At 29.9% G+C, this 18,572-nt stretch carries 20 protein-coding genes; 12 read left to right on the top strand and 8 right to left on the bottom strand.

Going from position 1 to position 18,572, the window contains the following annotated elements:
- Positions 1-307 precede the first annotated feature (307 nt).
- The 6 genes from rpmH to SAPIS_RS05105 all read left to right on the top strand — a co-directional run bounded on the left by rpmH (position 308) and on the right by SAPIS_RS05105 (position 4,730).
- Positions 308-442 (top strand): 50S ribosomal protein L34, encoded by a 135-nt coding sequence (rpmH, locus tag SAPIS_RS05130; protein ID WP_023790324.1) that lies wholly within the window; start codon positions 308-310, stop codon positions 440-442.
- A gap of 6 nt (positions 443-448) precedes the next feature.
- On the top strand, positions 449-778 hold the full coding sequence (gene rnpA / locus SAPIS_RS05125) for a ribonuclease P protein component (RefSeq protein WP_023790322.1): 330 nt from the start codon (positions 449-451) through the stop codon (positions 776-778).
- A 16-nt stretch (positions 779-794) separates the two neighbouring features.
- Positions 795-1,994: a membrane protein insertase YidC gene (yidC, locus tag SAPIS_RS05120; RefSeq protein WP_023790320.1), complete on the top strand. Its 1,200-nt coding sequence runs from the start codon at positions 795-797 to the stop codon at positions 1,992-1,994.
- Positions 1,995-2,076: 82 nt separating this feature from the next.
- Positions 2,077-2,529, top strand: coding sequence for a hypothetical protein (locus SAPIS_RS05115; protein WP_144083794.1), 453 nt, complete (start codon positions 2,077-2,079; stop codon positions 2,527-2,529).
- 42 nt (positions 2,530-2,571) lie between these two features.
- Positions 2,572-3,924 (top strand): tRNA uridine-5-carboxymethylaminomethyl(34) synthesis GTPase MnmE, encoded by a 1,353-nt coding sequence (gene mnmE / locus SAPIS_RS05110; protein WP_023790316.1) that lies wholly within the window; start codon positions 2,572-2,574, stop codon positions 3,922-3,924.
- Between the two features lie 8 nt (positions 3,925-3,932).
- On the top strand, positions 3,933-4,730 hold the full coding sequence (locus SAPIS_RS05105) for a TatD family hydrolase (protein ID WP_023790314.1): 798 nt from the start codon (positions 3,933-3,935) through the stop codon (positions 4,728-4,730).
- Positions 4,731-4,848: 118 nt separating this feature from the next.
- Here the strand turns inward: SAPIS_RS05105 and mreB (SAPIS_RS05100) are convergent, their stop codons facing one another.
- From mreB (SAPIS_RS05100) to mreB (SAPIS_RS05070), 7 genes are all read right to left on the bottom strand, one after another.
- The gene (gene mreB / locus SAPIS_RS05100; RefSeq protein WP_023790312.1) at positions 4,849-5,907 is read right to left on the bottom strand and encodes a rod shape-determining protein; all 1,059 of its coding nucleotides are present in this window, start codon (positions 5,905-5,907) and stop codon (positions 4,849-4,851) included.
- Between the two features lie 208 nt (positions 5,908-6,115).
- Entirely contained in the window at positions 6,116-6,469 is a 354-nt protein-coding gene (locus SAPIS_RS05095) for a hypothetical protein (RefSeq protein ID WP_023790310.1), read from the bottom strand.
- Between the two features lie 113 nt (positions 6,470-6,582).
- Entirely contained in the window at positions 6,583-7,620 is a 1,038-nt protein-coding gene (mreB, locus tag SAPIS_RS05090; RefSeq protein WP_023790308.1) for a rod shape-determining protein, read from the bottom strand.
- Between the two features lie 186 nt (positions 7,621-7,806).
- A complete protein-coding gene (locus tag SAPIS_RS05085) occupies positions 7,807-8,835 on the bottom strand; it encodes a rod shape-determining protein (RefSeq protein ID WP_023790306.1) in 1,029 nt (342 codons plus the stop codon).
- Positions 8,836-8,935: 100 nt separating this feature from the next.
- Positions 8,936-9,943 carry an IS3 family transposase gene (locus tag SAPIS_RS05080; protein WP_041612618.1) on the bottom strand — a complete coding sequence of 336 codons (1,008 nt, stop codon included), beginning with the start codon at positions 9,941-9,943 and terminating at the stop codon, positions 8,936-8,938.
- Positions 9,871-10,224 (bottom strand): helix-turn-helix domain-containing protein, encoded by a 354-nt coding sequence (locus SAPIS_RS05075; RefSeq protein WP_023789092.1) that lies wholly within the window; start codon positions 10,222-10,224, stop codon positions 9,871-9,873. The genes SAPIS_RS05080 and SAPIS_RS05075 overlap by 73 nt, the downstream gene beginning before the upstream one ends.
- A gap of 91 nt (positions 10,225-10,315) precedes the next feature.
- Positions 10,316-11,359, bottom strand: a complete 1,044-nt coding sequence (gene mreB, locus SAPIS_RS05070; RefSeq protein WP_023790303.1) for a rod shape-determining protein — start codon at positions 11,357-11,359, stop codon at positions 10,316-10,318.
- Between the two features lie 97 nt (positions 11,360-11,456).
- Between mreB (SAPIS_RS05070) and rnmV the strand changes: the two genes are divergently transcribed.
- Genes rnmV through SAPIS_RS05055 form a run of 3 tightly spaced genes read left to right on the top strand, consistent with a single transcriptional unit; the run spans position 11,457 to position 13,461 of the window.
- Positions 11,457-11,993: a ribonuclease M5 gene (gene rnmV / locus SAPIS_RS05065; protein ID WP_023790302.1), complete on the top strand. Its 537-nt coding sequence runs from the start codon at positions 11,457-11,459 to the stop codon at positions 11,991-11,993.
- Entirely contained in the window at positions 11,994-12,797 is an 804-nt protein-coding gene (rsmA, locus tag SAPIS_RS05060) for a 16S rRNA (adenine(1518)-N(6)/adenine(1519)-N(6))-dimethyltransferase RsmA (protein WP_023790300.1), read from the top strand.
- Positions 12,784-13,461, top strand: coding sequence for a GHMP family kinase ATP-binding protein (locus tag SAPIS_RS05055; protein WP_041612635.1), 678 nt, complete (start codon positions 12,784-12,786; stop codon positions 13,459-13,461). The genes rsmA and SAPIS_RS05055 overlap by 14 nt, the downstream gene beginning before the upstream one ends.
- 13 nt (positions 13,462-13,474) lie before the next feature.
- Here the strand turns inward: SAPIS_RS05055 and SAPIS_RS05050 are convergent, their stop codons facing one another.
- On the bottom strand, positions 13,475-15,007 hold the full coding sequence (locus tag SAPIS_RS05050) for an ABC-F family ATP-binding cassette domain-containing protein (protein ID WP_023790296.1): 1,533 nt from the start codon (positions 15,005-15,007) through the stop codon (positions 13,475-13,477).
- A gap of 652 nt (positions 15,008-15,659) precedes the next feature.
- Between SAPIS_RS05050 and SAPIS_RS05040 the strand changes: the two genes are divergently transcribed.
- From SAPIS_RS05040 to SAPIS_RS05030, 3 genes are read left to right on the top strand one after another with little or no spacing between them, the layout of a single operon-like run.
- On the top strand, positions 15,660-16,706 hold the full coding sequence (locus tag SAPIS_RS05040; RefSeq protein ID WP_023790294.1) for a ribose-phosphate diphosphokinase: 1,047 nt from the start codon (positions 15,660-15,662) through the stop codon (positions 16,704-16,706).
- Positions 16,699-17,262: an aminoacyl-tRNA hydrolase gene (gene pth / locus SAPIS_RS05035; protein ID WP_023790292.1), complete on the top strand. Its 564-nt coding sequence runs from the start codon at positions 16,699-16,701 to the stop codon at positions 17,260-17,262. Before SAPIS_RS05040 ends, pth begins: the two co-directional genes overlap by 8 nt.
- A 9-nt stretch (positions 17,263-17,271) precedes the next feature.
- The gene (locus tag SAPIS_RS05030) at positions 17,272-18,561 is read left to right on the top strand and encodes an adenylosuccinate synthase (RefSeq protein WP_023790290.1); all 1,290 of its coding nucleotides are present in this window, start codon (positions 17,272-17,274) and stop codon (positions 18,559-18,561) included.
- Positions 18,562-18,572: the final 11 nt, after the last annotated feature.

Raw genomic sequence — 18,572 nt, 5'->3', positions numbered from 1 at the left:
TTTATATCCCTCACTATTTAACAAATAAATTATAAGTTATATATAATATTTTCATGTGGATAACTTATAAAAAAGCTAATGTTTAGTCATAAATGTTAATATCTTTTATTAAAAAAGCACAATGTTTACTGAACTTTTTCTATTTCTCCACATAATAGTCTTATTAAACTATTATTAAGATATTATTAAAGATATCTCATAGTTTCTAACACCAATAAATATAATAAATAATTGGAAGTTCTACTAAAAAAAGTTAATAAATAAGATATAATCTTGAAAGAAGTTTGTTTAAAAAGGAGGTACTAATATGAAAAGAACATGACAACCAAGTAAGATCAAACATGCTAGAACTCATGGTTTCAGAGCTAGAATGGCTACAAAAAACGGTAGAAAAGTTATTAAAGCCAGAAGAGCAAAAGGTAGAGCAAGATTATCAGCTTAATGATTGATGAAAAATGTAAATATAATTAAAAAAAATCACGAATTTCAGAAAATAATAGGCAATAAGCGCTATCTAAAAGGTAAAGCATTTATCTTGTATACTTCTAAAAACAACATAGATAATTTTAAGTACGGAATATCTGTTGGTAAAAAACTAGGTAATGCAATAGTTAGAAATAAAATAAAAAGGCAAATTAGGGGTATGATTAAGATAATACTTAGTGAAATTATTGTCAAAAATATAGGTCTTGTTATTATTGCGAGAAATGAACTTTTAAAAAGATCTTTTGAGGAAAATTTAAACGAACTAAAGAAATTAATAGCTTTAGTAAAATAAAAAAGGGGGATTCCATTTGTACAAGCAAGATTATTCAAAGTATTTGAATAATAGTGGTAAAGGAAAAAAGACGAAAAAAGAAATCGTTAAAAAAATATGAGGTTGAACTAAACTTGTTTTATTTGTATTTGTTATAGTTTCTATGTTATGAGGTTGTGTACAAATGTATCAATCAGATTATACTGTAGGACAAGTAACAGATATGGCTGGTAACAAATTATATGCGCCTGGTGTATCCTTTGAAATTATTATTGCTTCCTTAAAAGACTTTGGAAATAAAACCCACTGATTTATTCAAAATGCTGATGGCACTATAAGTGAATATCAATATAATGTTATATCAAATTGAGCAGAAGCATTTACTAAAACGAGTTCCCCATTTTACGGTTTCTTCGTTTATCCCCTATCATTTGTATTGGTAGGTTTTGTATTGTTATTCTCTGGAACATCCGACAAGGGATTACTTGATCCAGATAAAGCAAATTATGGTGTTTCTTCAATCTTAGCGATACTATTCACTTCGATTATAGTTAAAGGAATAACACTTTTATTCACTTGAAAAACGCAGTCAAATCAAGAAAAAATGACATCTCTTCAAGGGAAACAAGCAGAAATTCAAGAAAAGTATAAGGGTTCAAAAGACCCAGCCGCAAAACAAAAACAACAAATGGAACTTATGGCTTTATACAAAAAAGAAGGTATAAGTCCAATTAGTTCCTTGGTTACATCTTTCTTATCAATGCCCTTCCTATTCGCGATGTTATCTGTAGTTAGGTCTGCGCATGCACTTAAAGTAGCAACTGTTGGTCAGATATCTCTCGTTGAGCAACCTTGAGATCAAATTAAACAAGGTAATTGAGCATATTTTGCACTTATAGCAGTTTACTTACCATTGCAAATTGTGTCAATGCTTTTACCTCAGATTCTTCAAATGTTTAGAAAGAAAAAAGCAATTGAAAGTGAGAAACAAAAAAAAGCGAAGAGAAAACAATTGATAATACAAGTTGTATTTATTGTAGTTTTCATATTCATTGTGGCAACTATTGCGTCAGGGGTGGCTGTTTATTGAATTTTCTCTTCAGGATTCCAAATTTGTCAAACACTGGCTTTCCACTTTATAAGAGAAAGTAAATCTGCAAGAATTAAGCGCAAGCGAGAAAAAATTGTTCAAAAGAACAAATTGATTGCAGAAAAAGTAAAAAATGTTAAAAATTAATAAAACTAAGACTCTCCGATTACTTCTATCTTACAAGGAAAAACAACGTTCAATGAAAGATAATTGTAAAGAGAGTTTTTTTGTGGAAATACAAAGAATAGAGATCACAAACTACTTTAAAAATCTTTTCAATAAGTTATTTTCTTTCAAAATGATCACCACTAAGTTGAAAGAAAATAATAAAATTCTTGTGTTTTTATATAAAGCTGATTACTTTATTGAAGAAACAGAATGAAAAGTACTGAATCGTCTAATTAACAAATTATTAAAATATAAATGAAATTGAATAAAGAAAGTGCATCTAAAAAACTATGGGTTTTTAAAAAAACAAACTGAAAGTTTTGATGTTTCTATTGTTAGAAAAAAAGTCAAGGAAGCACTTTTAGGAGAAGAATGAGTTTACTTACCTCCTATTTTAAAATCAAAAAGAAAAATCGTCCATAACATAGTCAAAAAATATAATCATTTGATTAAAAAGTCGACTACTTTGAATGAAAACAAAGTTATTAAAATCAGAAAAAAACCAGAAAAGTAATCTGGTTTTTTATTTGTTATAATTAAGAACGGAAGGTGGCATATGAAGAATAATATTTACGATACTATTATTGCGCCAGCAACAAAGATAGCAAAACAAGCCATATCCATAATAAGAATGTCAGGTGAAGATGCATTCTCAATTATGAACAAACTTTTAAAAACTAAATTATCTTATGAAAACAAAATTCAACTTAGAAAAATCTATGAAGAAAATGAAGTAATTGACGAGGCAATTATACTGACATTTGTTGAAAACAAATCATTTACAGGAGAAAATGTGATAGAGATCAATTGTCATGGAGGGGTTCTCCTTTCAAAAAAGATAATGAATTTATTAATAAAAAACGGGGCAAGAATGGCGAAACCGGGGGAGTTCTCTCAAAGAGCTTTTTTAAATGGAAAAATAGATTTATTGCAAGCAGATGCAATAAATAATTTAATAGACTCAAGAAATAATCTATCTATCAAAATCAATGCTAAGAGTTTAGAAGGCACTAATAACAAAATGTTATTAGATATTAAAGAAGAGTTGTTGGATATCATTTCAAGAATCCAAACCTCAATAGATTACCCCGACTACGATGATATTGAGGGGTCAACTATTGAAGAATTAACAGCGTCAATTCAAAACATTAAATATAATATTCAAAATTTATTAGAGTTGAGTAAGAGAGTCTCTAAAATAAGCAACGGTATTAAGACCGGAATAATCGGGGAAACAAATGTAGGTAAATCTTCTCTGTTAAATGCCCTTATTAACGAAGAAAAAGCCATTGTTACGAATATTGAGGGTACTACTAGAGATATAGTTGAAGGTGAGCTGAACTTTGAAAATTTTACTTTAAACCTAATCGATACTGCAGGGATAAGAAACACAATTGATGTAGTTGAACAACTAGGTATAAAAAAAAGTATGGATATTATTGAAGAAGCAGAATTAGTATTATATGTAATAAATAATAACGATTTAAATAAGAGCATCTATGAAAAAATTAAAAACAAGGATCATGTTATTATAATAAACAAAAGTGACCTACTAACAAACGAAGAAGCTAATGAACTAAGAAAAAAATATGAAAATTGTGTGTTGGTTTCAGCTAAAAATAAATGCGTTGACGAGTTGACATCTTTCTTAAAACAGAAATTTGCAAACGAAGATATATTGAAAACCAATTTACCAATAATTTCAAATGTCGAGCACATCGCTATGTTAGAAATTATGAGTAACATCCTCAGCTATGCTGTCGATAATATAACCCATGGATTACCCATAGATATGGTGAACCTGGATTTATCAAAAACCCTAGAAATTATAAATCATTTACTTGGTATAATAGAAGCAGATGAAGAAGTAATTGACAATATATTTAGAAAATATTGTCTTGGAAAGTAGGTAAGTAAATGTCTGGCATTTTTGACACACACACACATTTTAATGACAACATTTATAAGGAATTGGATATATTAACAGAGGATATGATAAAAGAAGCTAACATCAATGGTGTTAAATGATTTTGTTGTGTCGGTTTTGATGTTAACTCTTCAAAAAAGGCTGCTAAATATGCAATAAAATATAAGAATGTTTATGGTGCTGTCGGGATACATCCCGACGAGGCACACAAAGTAACAGAAGAAGACATAAAAGAAATCGATGTTTTATCTCATGCCGAAAATATTGTAGCTATTGGAGAGATAGGATTAGATTATTATTACACTTCAGAACACAAAGATGTTCAAAAAGAAGTATTCAGAAAGCAAATCAAAATCGCAAAAGAAGCCAATCTGGTCGTTATGTTGCATATCAGAGATAAACAAGACTCAGAAGAGGCTTACGAAGATGCTTTAAAAATCTTGGATGAACTTAAGGTAAAAAAAGCAATTGTTCATTGTTACACCAAAGGATATGATTTAGCAAAAAAATTTACAGAAAGAGGTTATCTAATTTCTATACCTGGTGTAGTAACCTTTAAAAATGCTAAAGAGTTGCATGAAACTGTAAAAAGAATCCCTTTAAACAGTATGGTAGTTGAAACAGATGCTCCTTATTTAACACCTGAACCAAACAGGGGGAAAATAAACACTTCGAAGGAAATTATTCACACAATTGACAGAATTACAAAAATTAAAAACCTAGAAAAAGCAGATGTGATAGATGTAACTACAAGAAATGCTTTAAAAATATTCAATATTAAAGACTAAGAAGTATAAAAAAACGTGATTGTGCTAAAAGATAACAGTAAGTCTATTAGCTCTGTCCTTTTTTTTTGCAAAATCGGACAAAAAAAACTTTGTTTAAAACAAAGTTTATATTATTTTTTTAGATGTAGCTGCTTTGACTTCCTTTTTTTGCGTCTTTTGCATTTTTACCATAATAACCAACTTCTATTCTTCTGTTAATTACTTTTCTAAATGCTTTGGCCCCTTCAACAACTCCTGTCAATGGGTTTGGTGATAATTTACAAGGTACTGAGAAAATACCGTTAAAGTATTCTCTGATTCCTCGTATTTTTGATCCACCACCACAAATCATAAATCCGTTTGTGATTATATCACCAGCTAGTTCTGGAGGAGTGTTCTCCATTAATTCTATAAGTAAATCAGTAATTCTACTAAAAGAATTCACCAAAACATTTCTAATTTCTTCAGAAGAAATTATTGCCTCTTTTGGTAATCCCGAAACTATGTCTCTACCAAACACAGACATTGTTCTTTCTCCTTTATATTTAGCTAATGAACCTAACTCTTTTTTAACATTTTCTGCAGTTTTATCACCAATAGTGACATTATATTCTGATCTAATGTATTTTTTTATTTCTTCATCGAATGCATTTCCTGCAATTTTAATTGATCTTGAAATTATTACATCACCTGCGGAGATGATGGCGATATCTGTTGTTCCTCCACCAATATCGATTACAACATTTCCCTTCGGAATGTCAATGTTTATTCCAGCACCAACTGCTGCCATTTTTACTTCTTCTTCAACAACAACTATTTCTGCCCCCATGTCATAAGCCACTTGTTTTAAAGCATCACGCTCTAGTTCTGTAACTTCACTCGGACATGAAATTAATATAATTGAGTTTTTTCAGTCGTTAAGCATTTTTAACTTTGAAAAGACATGTTTTAGTAAATCTTTTGCAGCTTCCAAATCTGTAATAACTCCATCTTTAATTGGAACTACCATTCTTATATTTTCGTGAGTTTTTCCCATCATTTCGTACGCCTCACTACCTAAAGCAGTTAAAGAGTTTGTCATATTATCGTATGCCATTATTGATGGTTGATCATAAACTATACCTTGGTTCCCTACGTATGCTAATATGTTGCTTGTACCTAAGTCCAAGGCAATAAAAGTGCGATCTTCAAATTTCATTATTTTTCCTCCTAATTTTTATATAATGTATGATTATTATACCCTCTTTATAATAATTAAGCAATTAAATTATTTTTATAGCTTTGTGATTATTAAAGAGAAGTTTTATTTTGGTTTTTGTTATCGAAATACAATTATTTTGATTTATTTATTAATTATGATAATTGTAGTTTTTATAAGTACTCTTTGTTTTATTTATTTAAAGTATTTAACTTTTGTATTTTATTGTTAAAGTGACTTGACCAACTAATTTTTCTGAGGTTTCCAATGCTGTGACTACGATTAAACCATCATTATCTGAAGTAGCTTTCTTAAAATTACTAAAGCTAACATCAACATTCTCAATAATACTAAACTTAAACAAGTCTTCTAAAAGTGATAAGACACTTTCTTTTACACTTCTTTCGTCATTTCCTGTTGGACTAACTGTCAAATCAGCCCCTTTTATAGATGTCAAGTTTTTTTTGCTATTACTTTCTGGATTAACTGAACAAGAAGTAACTATATTAATAGTTGATGTACACAAGGTCAAAGACCCCAAAATAGTTATTATTTTTTTCATAATACCTCCGTTTTTCAAAGACAAAATAGATTATATATATTTATACTCAATATACAACTCATAGTCGTATATTATTTTGCATAAAATAAAAAACCGGTGTGTCCGGTTTTTTATTATCTTGACATGATGTCTTCGTGTAATCTTTGAGCTTTAATGATTTCTCATATTTCTGATTCGAATTTTTTAGTTCCGTTAATAACTGCTAACAATGGTTGTTCACCAATTTTTGTTGGTAATTGTAATGTGTCAGCGAAGTATTTATCGATACCTCTAATTAAAGCACCACCACCACAAATAGTAATACCATTTCTAAAGATATCACCAGCTAGTTCTGGAGGAGTATCTTCTAAAACTTGAACTGTTAAATCTATAATTCTTGAAACAGGAACTTTCAATACTTCACGAACTTCTTCAGGAGTTATTTCAATTTCCCTTGGTAAACCTGAAACAACGTCACGTCCATAAACTTTCATACGTCTTTCGTCTGGATATTTAGCTAATGAACCTGCATTTACTTTAATTGATTCTGCAGTTTTAGATCCAATTTCAAGACCATATTGTGAACGAATGAATTTTTGACACTCGTCGTTTAGATAGTTACCTGCTACTTTAACAGATTTAGATAATACAATATCACCTGATGCAAGAACTGCTATATCAGTAGTTCCCCCACCCATATCAACGATTAGGTTACCTGTTGGAGCATATATATTTACACCACCACCAAGAGCGGCCATTTTAACTTCTTCTTCAACAAACACTTGATCAGCACCCAAGTTAACTGCTATTTTTTTAAGAGCAGTTTTTTCTAACTCAGTAATTACTGATGGACATGCTAATAACATTATAGAATGTTTTAATTGTTTAGTAATTCTTAATTTTGTAAAAATATATCTTAATTGAGCTTCAGTTGCTCTAATATCGGTGATAACACCGTCAACCATAGGTCTAACAACGCGAATTGTTTTGTTTCCCTTACCAATCATTTTATAAGCTTCTTCACCTACTGCAATGATTTTGTTTTCTTTGATTCTGTATGCAACGATTGATGGTTCATTATAAACAATACCTTGTCCAGCTATGTAAACAAGTGTGTTAGCAGTACCCAAATCCATTGACACGAAAGTTGGTTTTTTATTTCCAATTGCCATGATTTAAATCTCCTTTTTCCTTTTTTTTAAAAAACGAATTACGTAGTTCTATTTAAAAGTAGAGTACGTAATCTTTCTTAATTATACCACAAAAAAAACAACTTTCAACTTTGAAGTTGTTTCGATATTGATTTCATATTATATCACTTTTTGAGAATAAACCTAACAAATAACTAATTTATATGACTATCAATCGCTTATTTTCTCGTTTGAGTCTTCAATTTTTTTGATTGTTAAATTTTTGTGTGCTATTGCACCGTCAATTGTTGCGGTTGCAAAATTCCTCACTATGTTTGCAGGAATTTCAAAAAAATCTTCAAAGAAAAATTTAATTCCATGAGTGTTTCCCATACCACCAGTTATATACAATCCGTTTTTAATAACGTCACCGGCCAATTCATTTGGAGATTCCTCAAGAACGCTAGTTATCAAATTTGTTAGGTTACTAAACGCTGCAAGGATTAATTTTGAGATATCTTTGTCCGATAATTCAACATTTCTAGGCATTCCTGAATTTAGATCATAACCATAAGCCATCATTTTAAGTGGGTTTTTAGTTTTAGTTAAAGATGAAATTGTATTTTTTATTTGCTCGGCTGTAATATCACCAACTAATATCTGTTTCTTAGCCTTTAAAAATTTGATTATTTCAGAATCAATTACATTACCAGCTGCTTTACTTCATTTTGATGTAATGGTTTCGTTTGAGGATATAATTGCAGCAGTGGCTTTACCCGCTCCAATATCCAAACAAAGTCTACCTGTTGGTTTCGTAATATCAACTCCGGCACCCAGTAATGCTAGTTTTATATCATCTTCAACACTAACAAAATAAACACCCAACTCTTTAATAGCTTTGATTAATGAGTTTCGTTCAACCTCTGTTAAGCTTGTTGGACAAGCTAAAGTTACTATTGAATCTTTAATTTCTTCTTTGTATTTTTTTAATATGTTGCTTAAGAAAAGTTTAAGAAGAGCCATGTCGGAAATAACACCTTTTTTCATAGGATATTTTAGTTGTAAAGTACCACTAAGTTTTCCAACAAACTTTTTAGCCTCATCTCCAACTGCAACTATTTTTTTTGTTTTATAATCTAACGCGATTAAAGTCGCCTCATTATAAATCATCCCTAAATTATCAATATAAATCCTTGTTTTGCTTGTACCAATATCAATTGCCAAGTGTCTTTTTTGATTTAAATTTCCTTTTACCATGTTTATGTTCCTCGATTAATCTACATAATATTATTTTAACCACTTTTTTTAAATAATCTACCAAATACTTCAAAATAAAAAAAGATGCAAATTAGATAAGCTAAATATATTTTGTCAAGTATACAAAATGTTTTTTATAAGAATACTTCAACCAAGTTTGAAGTATTTTTTTTCATAATTTGAAATCTAAATAAGCATATGCTGGAGGGCTCTTGTGTTTAATCATTATTCTTTCATAATTGTAAAATTCTATATAATTGTCGATTGCTAATTTCAACTTGAGAAACTCATCCTGCTTTAGTTTTATTTTTCACTCTTCTTTTAATGATGAAAAAAAGGTTTCACACATCCCATTATCAATAGAATTACCTGGTCTAGATAATGATATTATAATATTATTTTTTTTAGCATAACGCTTTGCAAATATAGATGTATATTGATTTCCGTTATCAGAATGGATAATAAGTTTCTTAGATAGATCTTGTCTATGAAGCGAAGCTTTCTCAAGTGTTTTTCTGTAAATATCTATGTCATTTTTTAAAGATACCTCATGACCTACTATGAATCCAGTGTTTGCGTCTTTCAAAACACTTAAATATGCAAATTTTTTATTGAAAGGTATATATGTAATATCTGTAACTCAAAGCTCATTTTTTGAATACAAAGATCAATTTCTATTAACATGATTAGGACCATAAGTTATTTTTTTGACTTCTTTCGGTTTTCTATACATCTTTTTTATTCTTATAACTGAATATAAATTAAATAATTTCATTATTCTTGCAACTTTAGATTGACTTACTACTATGCCTTGATTATTTAAAATTATTTTTATTCTGGGTGCACCATAAATGCCATTGTTTATCATGAATATATTTTTTATTTTATATGCTAAGTCCATATCTATTTTTATTTCATAATCCGGTTTATTTTTACCACATCAGCGATAATAACTCGCTCTTGTGACATTAAATAATTTACATAAAGAAAGAACCGTGTATTTGTTATTATATTTATCTATAGTTTTGTAATACTTTATAATTTTTTTTCTGAATTCTCCATCAGTTCATTGAACTTTTTTAAAACCTCATTCTCCATTTCTAATCATTTCAATTTTTTATTAAGTTCTGCAATTTTCTTATCTTTTGGATCTTTTGAATTGATTCTAATCTTTCCGTTGTGCTTATTGTGTTTTCCAGTTTTTGAAATAAGCGATTCATCACCAAAAACTTCTCAATCTACACACATTCTTCTAACTGTTGAATATGAAATATTGTACATTTTTGATAGGTCTTTATAAGATAAATTTTGATCAAAATGCTTGATAATCAACTCTTTTTTAGTCTCAAAATTTAGGATGTTTGATTTGTTTCCTTTTAAATTAGCCATTTAAAAAATTCTCCTTGTATAATTTTATGTTTTTTTTAACATAATGTATACTTAGAGAATTATATTCAAATTAGATAAGCATCTTTTTTTATTATTTAATGTTGTATTCTCTTGAGTCACGTAACTCAACTACTTCTAATCATTTTTCTGATTGTTTTTCGTATTCCTTTGTTCCTTCAATAACAGTTAATAAAGGATCTTGCGCCTTAGTTACTTTCAATTGGAAAATTGATTCAAAGTAAGTATCAATACCTCTAATTAAAGCACCACCACCACAGATAGTAATACCATTTCTAATGATATCTCCTGCTAATTCTGCAGGTGTGTTTTCCATTACCTCAACAATTAAGTCTGTAATTTTTGAAAAAGGTGCCAATAAAGCATTTTTAACTTCATCTGGTGATATGATTACTTCTCTTGGTAATCCTGAGATTACATCACGACCAAATGCACGGAAAGTACGACCATTGTCTATTTTGGTAAGTGCTCCTATTTCGATTTTAATTTTTTCAGCAGTTTTAATTCCGATTAAAACGTTGTACTCTGCACGAATATATTTTCTAATTTCTTCGTCAAAGTGATTTCCAGCAGTTTTAATTGATCTAGATATGATTATATCTCCCGCAGAAATGATTGCAATATCAGTAGTTCCTCCACCAATATCAACAACTAAGTGTCCGCTAGCCATTGAAATATTTATTCCAGCTCCAATAGCAGATAATTTAACTTCTTCTTCCACTAAAACATTTCTTGCCCCCATATCGGCAACAACTTGTTTTAATGCTCCTCTTTCTAATTCAGTAACTCCCGAAGGGCAAGCAAGAACTACTAAAGCATTTTTTAGGATATCTGATAATTTGATACGTGAAAATATTAGTTTGATCAAGTCTTTTGCAGCGTCTAAATCTGCTATAACCCCATCAACTAAAGGAACAACCATTCTTATGTCGTCGTTTGTTTTACCAACCATTTCATAAGCTTGTTCTCCGGCTGCTATAACTGTGTTTGTATGTACGTCGTATGCCATTGTTGAAGGTTCATTATATATGATACCTTGTCCACCTAAGTAAGCTACCACATTTGCAGTACCTAAGTCTAGGGCAACGAATTCTCTTTTACGGTCTCATGATGCCATTTTTATTTCCTCCTCTATAAGAAAAAAACCCTTCGTGTATAATTATACTACACACACTTATAAAATACTAGTAGTATGTAAAGAAAGGCGATTATAAATGAAAGTCAAGCAAGTTGTTATTGTAGAGGGTAAAACCGACACAATGAAATTAAAAAAAATTTTTGGTCAAGAAAATATCGACACAATCGAAACAAAAGGACTTGCTTTAAATACAGATACTTTAAAATTTATACTGGATGTTAATGAATCCCGAGGTGTAATAATTTTTACGGACCCTGACGGCCCAGGCGTTAAAATTCGAGACAAAATTAATTCCTACTTAGATTTTAAATGTTTTAATGCATTTATCAATAAGAAATCTTTAAAAACATCAAAAAAAATTGGAATAGCTGAAGCCGATGAAAACGAGATTAAACGAGCATTAAAAGATGTTATTGAATTCAAAGGTGATCAAATTAATACCATATCATGAGAAGAGTATTTAAATAATGAGTTCTATTTAAAACAAAATCGAGTTAAAATAGCATCCTTTTATAATTGAAATGAGAATATAAACTCTAAAAAACTTTTTGTATGATTAAATGTATTAAAATTAAGTGTGAAAGATGTAAAAAACATCCTAAAGGAGCAATAAATGCAGTTCGCTAAAAAAAAATTTGGACAAAACTTTATAACTGATAAAAACTTGATTAATAAAATTGTAGGTTTGCTTGACCAAGATGAAAATCAATTAATAATAGAAGTCGGTCCCGGTAGAGGTGCTCTTACTAAAGAGTTGGTGAAAAGATTTAAAAAGGTAATTGCGATTGAGATCGACAAAGATATGGAACAAGTCTTAAGCACTTCAGTTGACGTTAATAATTTTGAACTCTTGATAGAGGATGTTTTAGAGGTTGACTTCAAGAAATTGATAGATAAACAAAACTTTCAAAAGGTGGCAATAATTTCGAATACACCTTATTACATAACAACAGAACTTCTTTTTAAGACCTTTGACTCCTCAAAGTTATTAAACCAAGCTATATTCATGACACAAAAAGAAGTGGCGCTTAGAATATGTGCTAAGGAGAATGAAAATAATTATAATAATCTTTCTGTTGCTGCTAGGTTTTACTCAGATGTTAAATATGAATTTACAGTTAAAAAAAATATGTTTTCTCCTACACCGAAAGTTGATTCGGCCATCATTAAACTAACTTTCAATCAATTGAATCTAGAAAAAGTTAGAGATGATAAATATTTCATATCTTTTGTTCGAAAGTTATTCAATAATAAAAGAAAAACGATTTTAAACAATCTTGGAAACGCAATTGAAGACAAAAATAAAGCTAAAACTTTATTAGACTCACTTGCAATTGACTATAGACAGAGACCTGAAAATCTATCACTAGAACACTTTATAAATTTGTACAACGAGGTTCATTATGATGGTTATTAAAAGTTATGCAAAGGTTAATCTAGACCTTAAAGTTTCTAGATTATATCCAAAAAAAGGGTTGCATAAAATAAACTCAGTTTTTCAAATAGTCGAAGATCTTTGGGATGAGATTACTATAAAGGAGAATAATTTAAACAAAGACATTATTTTGTGTAATTTGAAAGAACTGGAGCTGAATAATAGTGTATACAAGGTAATGGATATTTTGAGAATAAATAATGTCATTGATAAACACTACACAATATCTATAAACAAAAATATCCCTATGGGTGGTGGCCTAGGTGGTGGTAGTAGTAATGCGGTTGCAGTAACCAAGCATTTTACGAATAATAAAAAAGTTTATAAAAAAATAGCTGAAGTGGTAGGAACGGACTGTTATTTTTTCTTTTCATCTTTCAAAACCGCAAGAGTAAAGGCTTTTGGAAATAAAGTAAAAAAAGTTAATACACAAAGAAACATCACAAAAAAAGATTTGATTTTCACTGGTATAAATTGTTCTACGAAAAAAGTTTATAATGAATTTGATCGCCTAAAGTGCTATAAGCTAAAAAAGTATAAGAATCAACTTACACCTGCAGTATATTCCATTTACCCTCAATTAAAAAAATATGATAAGATTGGGCATTTATCTGGAAGTGGTTCAACTTTCATAAAAAAAATCTAGATATATCTAGATTTTAAACAAGCTCATCAAAGTTTATCACTCTATCAGCTCAGTTCGTTGAAAAATTGATATCGTGAGTTGTTAATAATACGGTCCCATTAAATTCTTGTATCGCCTCAAGAAGTGCTTCTTTTGCGAGCACATCTATATGGTTGGTAGGTTCATCAAGTACCAAAAGGCTACAAGGCACTAAACTTAAAGCAGCCAATCTAACCCTTGTTTGTTCTCCTCCCGAAAGTTTTTGCATTTCTTGCATCATAAGACTATTTTTTACTCCAAACTGACCTATTTTGGCTCTTGCCTCTGACTCCGTTATATCAGGGAATTTATCCATAAGATATTGAATTGGAGAGATGCCCTTAACATCTTCTATCTGTTTAAAATAAGCATAATGAACATTGTGACCTAACTCAACCACACCATCATACGGTTTTATTTCTGTTGATGCAGTCTTTAAAAAGGTTGTTTTACCGACCCCGTTTTTACCACTAATTATACATTTTTCTCCTTCTCTTATTTCAAAATTAAGTTTATGTAACAACGGTTTGTCATAACCAATAACTAAATCTTTTGCTTTCATTATTACAGAAGAAGAAGGTCTTTTATAATTAAATTTAAAGTTTGGTTTTGTAAGGTCCCTTCTTTGTTCTATTTTGTCCATTTTTTCAAGCACTTTTTGTCTTGATTGAGCACTTTTAGCAGTACTTGCACGAGCTTTGTTTTTGGCTACAAAAGTTTCTAACCTTTTTATTTCTCGTTGTTGAGCTATGAATGCCTTATCATATTGCTCCCTTAACATGGTCATTTCTTCCACGTACTTGTCGTAGTTTCCCACAAACCTTGTTAATTTAAAATTATCCAAGGCATAAATAATATTACAAGTTTTATTTATAAAATCATTATCATGAGAAACCATAACAAATGCTTTCTCGTAATTTTGTAAAAATCTTGCTAATCACTCAACTTGTTGTATATCCAAGAAGTTTGTTGGTTCATCAAGTAACAAAAAATCGTCTCCGCTAAGTAATAGTTTTGCCAAAATTGTTTTTCCGCGTTGTCCACCGGATAAATCACCCATTTTCATAGGCAATTTATCCAATCCTATACCAAGTCCCTCAACTAAATTTCCAATTCTTTTATCTATAGTCTCAAAATCATTTAAATTAAGTATGTCTTGATATTTCAGCGCCTTAACCAAATCATCTTCTTTATATTCAATAGCCATATCTTCATAGATTTTATTCATTCTTTCTTCTAAATCGAATAGTTCTTGAAAAGCTTGTTTTAAATACTGTTCAACTGTTATTTCTTTGTCAACCTCTTGATGTTGATCTAAATAACCAATTTTGATTTTAGGATGAATTTTTACTTCTCCATAATCAGGTAAGATTTTCCCAGAAATTATGTTTAATAAAGTTGTTTTACCTGCTCCGTTTGGTCCAATTAAAGCGATATGTTCCCCTTTATTTATTTTCATTGATGTTTCAGTATAAAGTTTTTTATCACCGTTTTTGTGACTAATATTATTAATAAATGCTAAACCCATATTTTCCTCCAAACCCGTAAATACGGTGCTAAAAACAATTATAACTTATAATTGGTGTATAAAAATACATAATTTTATTTAAAAACCTTGTCTAGAGCAGCGAAACTTTGCAAATTTGTTGAATAACTATGAACTAATTGCTCGATAGGGAACGTTTTTTTATGTTTTTTTTCTTATTGTCCTGTTTGGGTCATGACTAATTAGTACATTGTTTTCGAAAGACTTTAACCATATCTTCCATAATTTCAATTGGAATTGGGGAGACTCTTTATAATCAGTAGTTTACTAAGCTGCATTCAATTTTTATTTGTCTACAGACTACCTTATTTTTTTCCTCTATAATAAGCAACATTTTAAAGATTATTTAAAAAAGGAGGAAGTTAGGTTCGAAAATAATTAGAAAACTCGTAATTAGCGAAACAGAAATATAGCACGAAAAAATAGTAAATATATTCGATTTATTCATAATTAAAACGTTTTGTGAAATTGTTTCCATATCACTTATTAATTTTGTTGTAACTACAATTGTTTATTTTACATCTCACAACCTTCAAATTCACTTTATTTGCATGTGATAGTGTTATTGAAGCTTTTTCTTTTTCGACAAAAAGAGTAATTAAAAATTTGTTATGATTAAAAGGGAGATAAAAAAATGAACAAAGATAAGATAAATATTTTCGGTTTATCATCGAACAAACCACTTACTAAAAAAATTTGTGACTTATTAGGAGTCGAACAATCTAAGGCTAAAACATCTATATTTGCCGATGGTGAGATGATTGTTAGGTCGTTAGATTCTGTTAGAGGTAAAGAAATTTATATAGTTCAATCAACAAACCAACCTGTAAATAACAACCTTATGGAATTGTTAATTGCTGTTGATGCATTTAAACGTGCTAGTGCAAAAAAAATCAACGTAGTTATTCCTTATTTTGGTTATGCGCGTCAAGACAGAAAAGCCAAAGGTAGACAACCAATTACTGCTAGGCTTGTTGCTAATTTAATAGAAACTGCCGGTGCAAATCGAGTAATAATAGTCGATTTACACTCTGCACAAACTATGGGTTTTTTTAATATTCCTACAGACAATTTTTCAACAGCCCAAACAGTCGCAACAGAAATAATTGAAACAATAGTATTAAATAACTTAAACCCAGATAATTGTATTCTAGTTTCACCAGATCACGGTGGTCTATCAAGAGTACATGGTGTTGCAGAATACACTGGTAGCATAACAAGTGGTATCGCTGTTATAGCGAAAAGAAGACCCGAACCCAACAAAGCAGAGGTTGAATTTATTCTTGGTGATATAAAAGGAAAAACTTGCTTTGTTATTGATGATATGATCGACACTGGTGGGACTATTATAAATGGTGCTAAAGCTTTGAAAGAAGCTGGAGCAAAAGAGATATATATAATAGCGTGTCATGGATTATTTAATGGACAAGCAAAAGAAAGAATGCAACAATCAATCAAGGATAAAATAATCAAACAAGTCGTTGTAACTGATACTATTGATATCCCAGAAGAAAGAAAGTTCTCTGGTTTAAAAATTATTTCAGTTGCTGAATTGCTTTCAAATATGATTAGAAGTTCTTATGAGAATTGTTCTTTAACAGAAGTGTACAGTGAATTTAAAAACTCATTAGACAAAAAAGTAGCAAGTTATTTAAAGAAGTATAAAAAAAATAATGGCTAAATTAATCGTAGGACTTGGTAATCCTGGAAAAGAGTATGAAAAAACAAGACACAATGCTGGTTGGATTGCTCTCGATACAATGATGGAATTTTACAATGTAGATAAAAAACCCGATAAGTTTAAATCAAACATTTATGTATCCAAAATTAACGGAGAAAATATATATTTTGTTAAGCCGAAAACATTTATGAATCTTTCAGGAGAAGCAGTGAGGGCTCTAATGAATTATTATAAGTTACAAGTAAAAGATATATTAATAATATATGACGATAAAGACTTAGAAGTTGCTGATTTAAGGTTTAGAGAAGCTGGCTCTGCCGGCGGGCATAATGGTATAAAAAATATTATTTCAAATCTGAATACAGACAAGTTCAATAGATTAAGAATAGGTGTTGGAAAGCCACCATCAAATTTTAAAATTATTGACTGAGTACTTTCGAAATTATCAACAAATGAAATTATAAAAATAAAAGAAGCTATAGAGAAAGTGGCTGATTTTGTAAAAATGTTTGTTATTGATGATGACTTAAAAAGAATAATGAACAAATTTAATTAAGGAGAAAACATGGATAAATATAATTCTTTAGTAATTGTAGGATCGCAATGAGGAGATGAGGGAAAAGGTAAAATTACAGATTATTTCGCCCAACAAACTAATTTAGTTGTACGTTTCGCTGGTGGTGATAATGCTGGACACGTTATAAAGTTTAACGGTCAAAAACATAAAGTTACAATTATTCCTTCTGGGATTTTTAACAAAAATGTAATTAACATAATAGGAAACGGCTGTGTTGTTAATTTATTAAAATTAGTAGAAGAACTTGAAATTATTAAGAGTTCTGGTATTGAACACGGAAAGTTATTGATATCAGACCGTGTACATTTGGTACTTCCATATCATATAAAAACGGATGAGTTTCAAGAAGCCGAAAAAGGTGAAAAAAAAATAGGAACTACCAAACGTGGTATTGGTCCTTGCTATCAAAGCAAAGTTTCAAGAACTGGTATTAGAATCGGAGATTTAAAATTAGAAACTTTTAAGAATAAATTTAAAAATATATTTGATTACGAAATGAAAGTGTTAAAAGAAGTTTATAGTTTTGATGAGCTTGATTTTGAAAAAGTCTATGAAGACTTGATAAGTGCCTATAATAAAATTAAAGATCATATAATAGACTGCGGTGAATATTTAGAAGCAGCAATCAAAGAAGGAAAAAAAGTCTTATTCGAAGGAGCTCAAGGAGCATTACTTGATATTGATCATGGAACCTTTCCATATGTAACCAGCTCAAATACTTCTGCCAATAATGTTTCAATTGGTTCTGGAATTGGTCACAAACTTATCCAAAATACTTTGGGTGTTGTTAAAGCGTATTGTACTAGAGTCGGAGCAGGTGGATTTCCAACTGAATTATTAAGGGAAGAAGCAAACATCATTAGAGAACGTGGTAATGAATATGGTTCTAACACAAAAAGACCACGTAGAGTAGGTTGATTAGATGCGGTTGCTTTAAAATACGCTATCAGAACCTCAGGGATAGATTTTATATTTGTAACACTTCTAGATGTTTTATCAGGTTTTGATGAAATTAAAATTTGTAATAGATATATATTGAATGGTAAAGAAATTAACAATATCCCTCCAACTACAGAAGAATATGAAGTATGTGAACCTAAATTTATAACAACGCCAGGTTGAAAAGAAGACATAACAAATGTAAAATCTTTTAACGAGTTGCCAGATGCGGCAAAAAACTATTTAAAATTGATAGAAAAAATATGTGAAATCGATATTGTTGGATTCTCTGTTGGACCCGATAGAACTCAAACAGTTCTTTTGAAAAATATATTTTAGCAGGAGGCCAA

This window comes from Spiroplasma apis B31 (assembly GCF_000500935.1).
GTDB lineage: Bacteria > Bacillota_I > Bacilli_A > Mycoplasmatales > Mycoplasmataceae > Spiroplasma_A > Spiroplasma_A apis.
The sequence above is the reverse complement of the archived record's forward strand: the minus strand, read 5'-3'. Positions and strand labels throughout refer to the sequence as shown.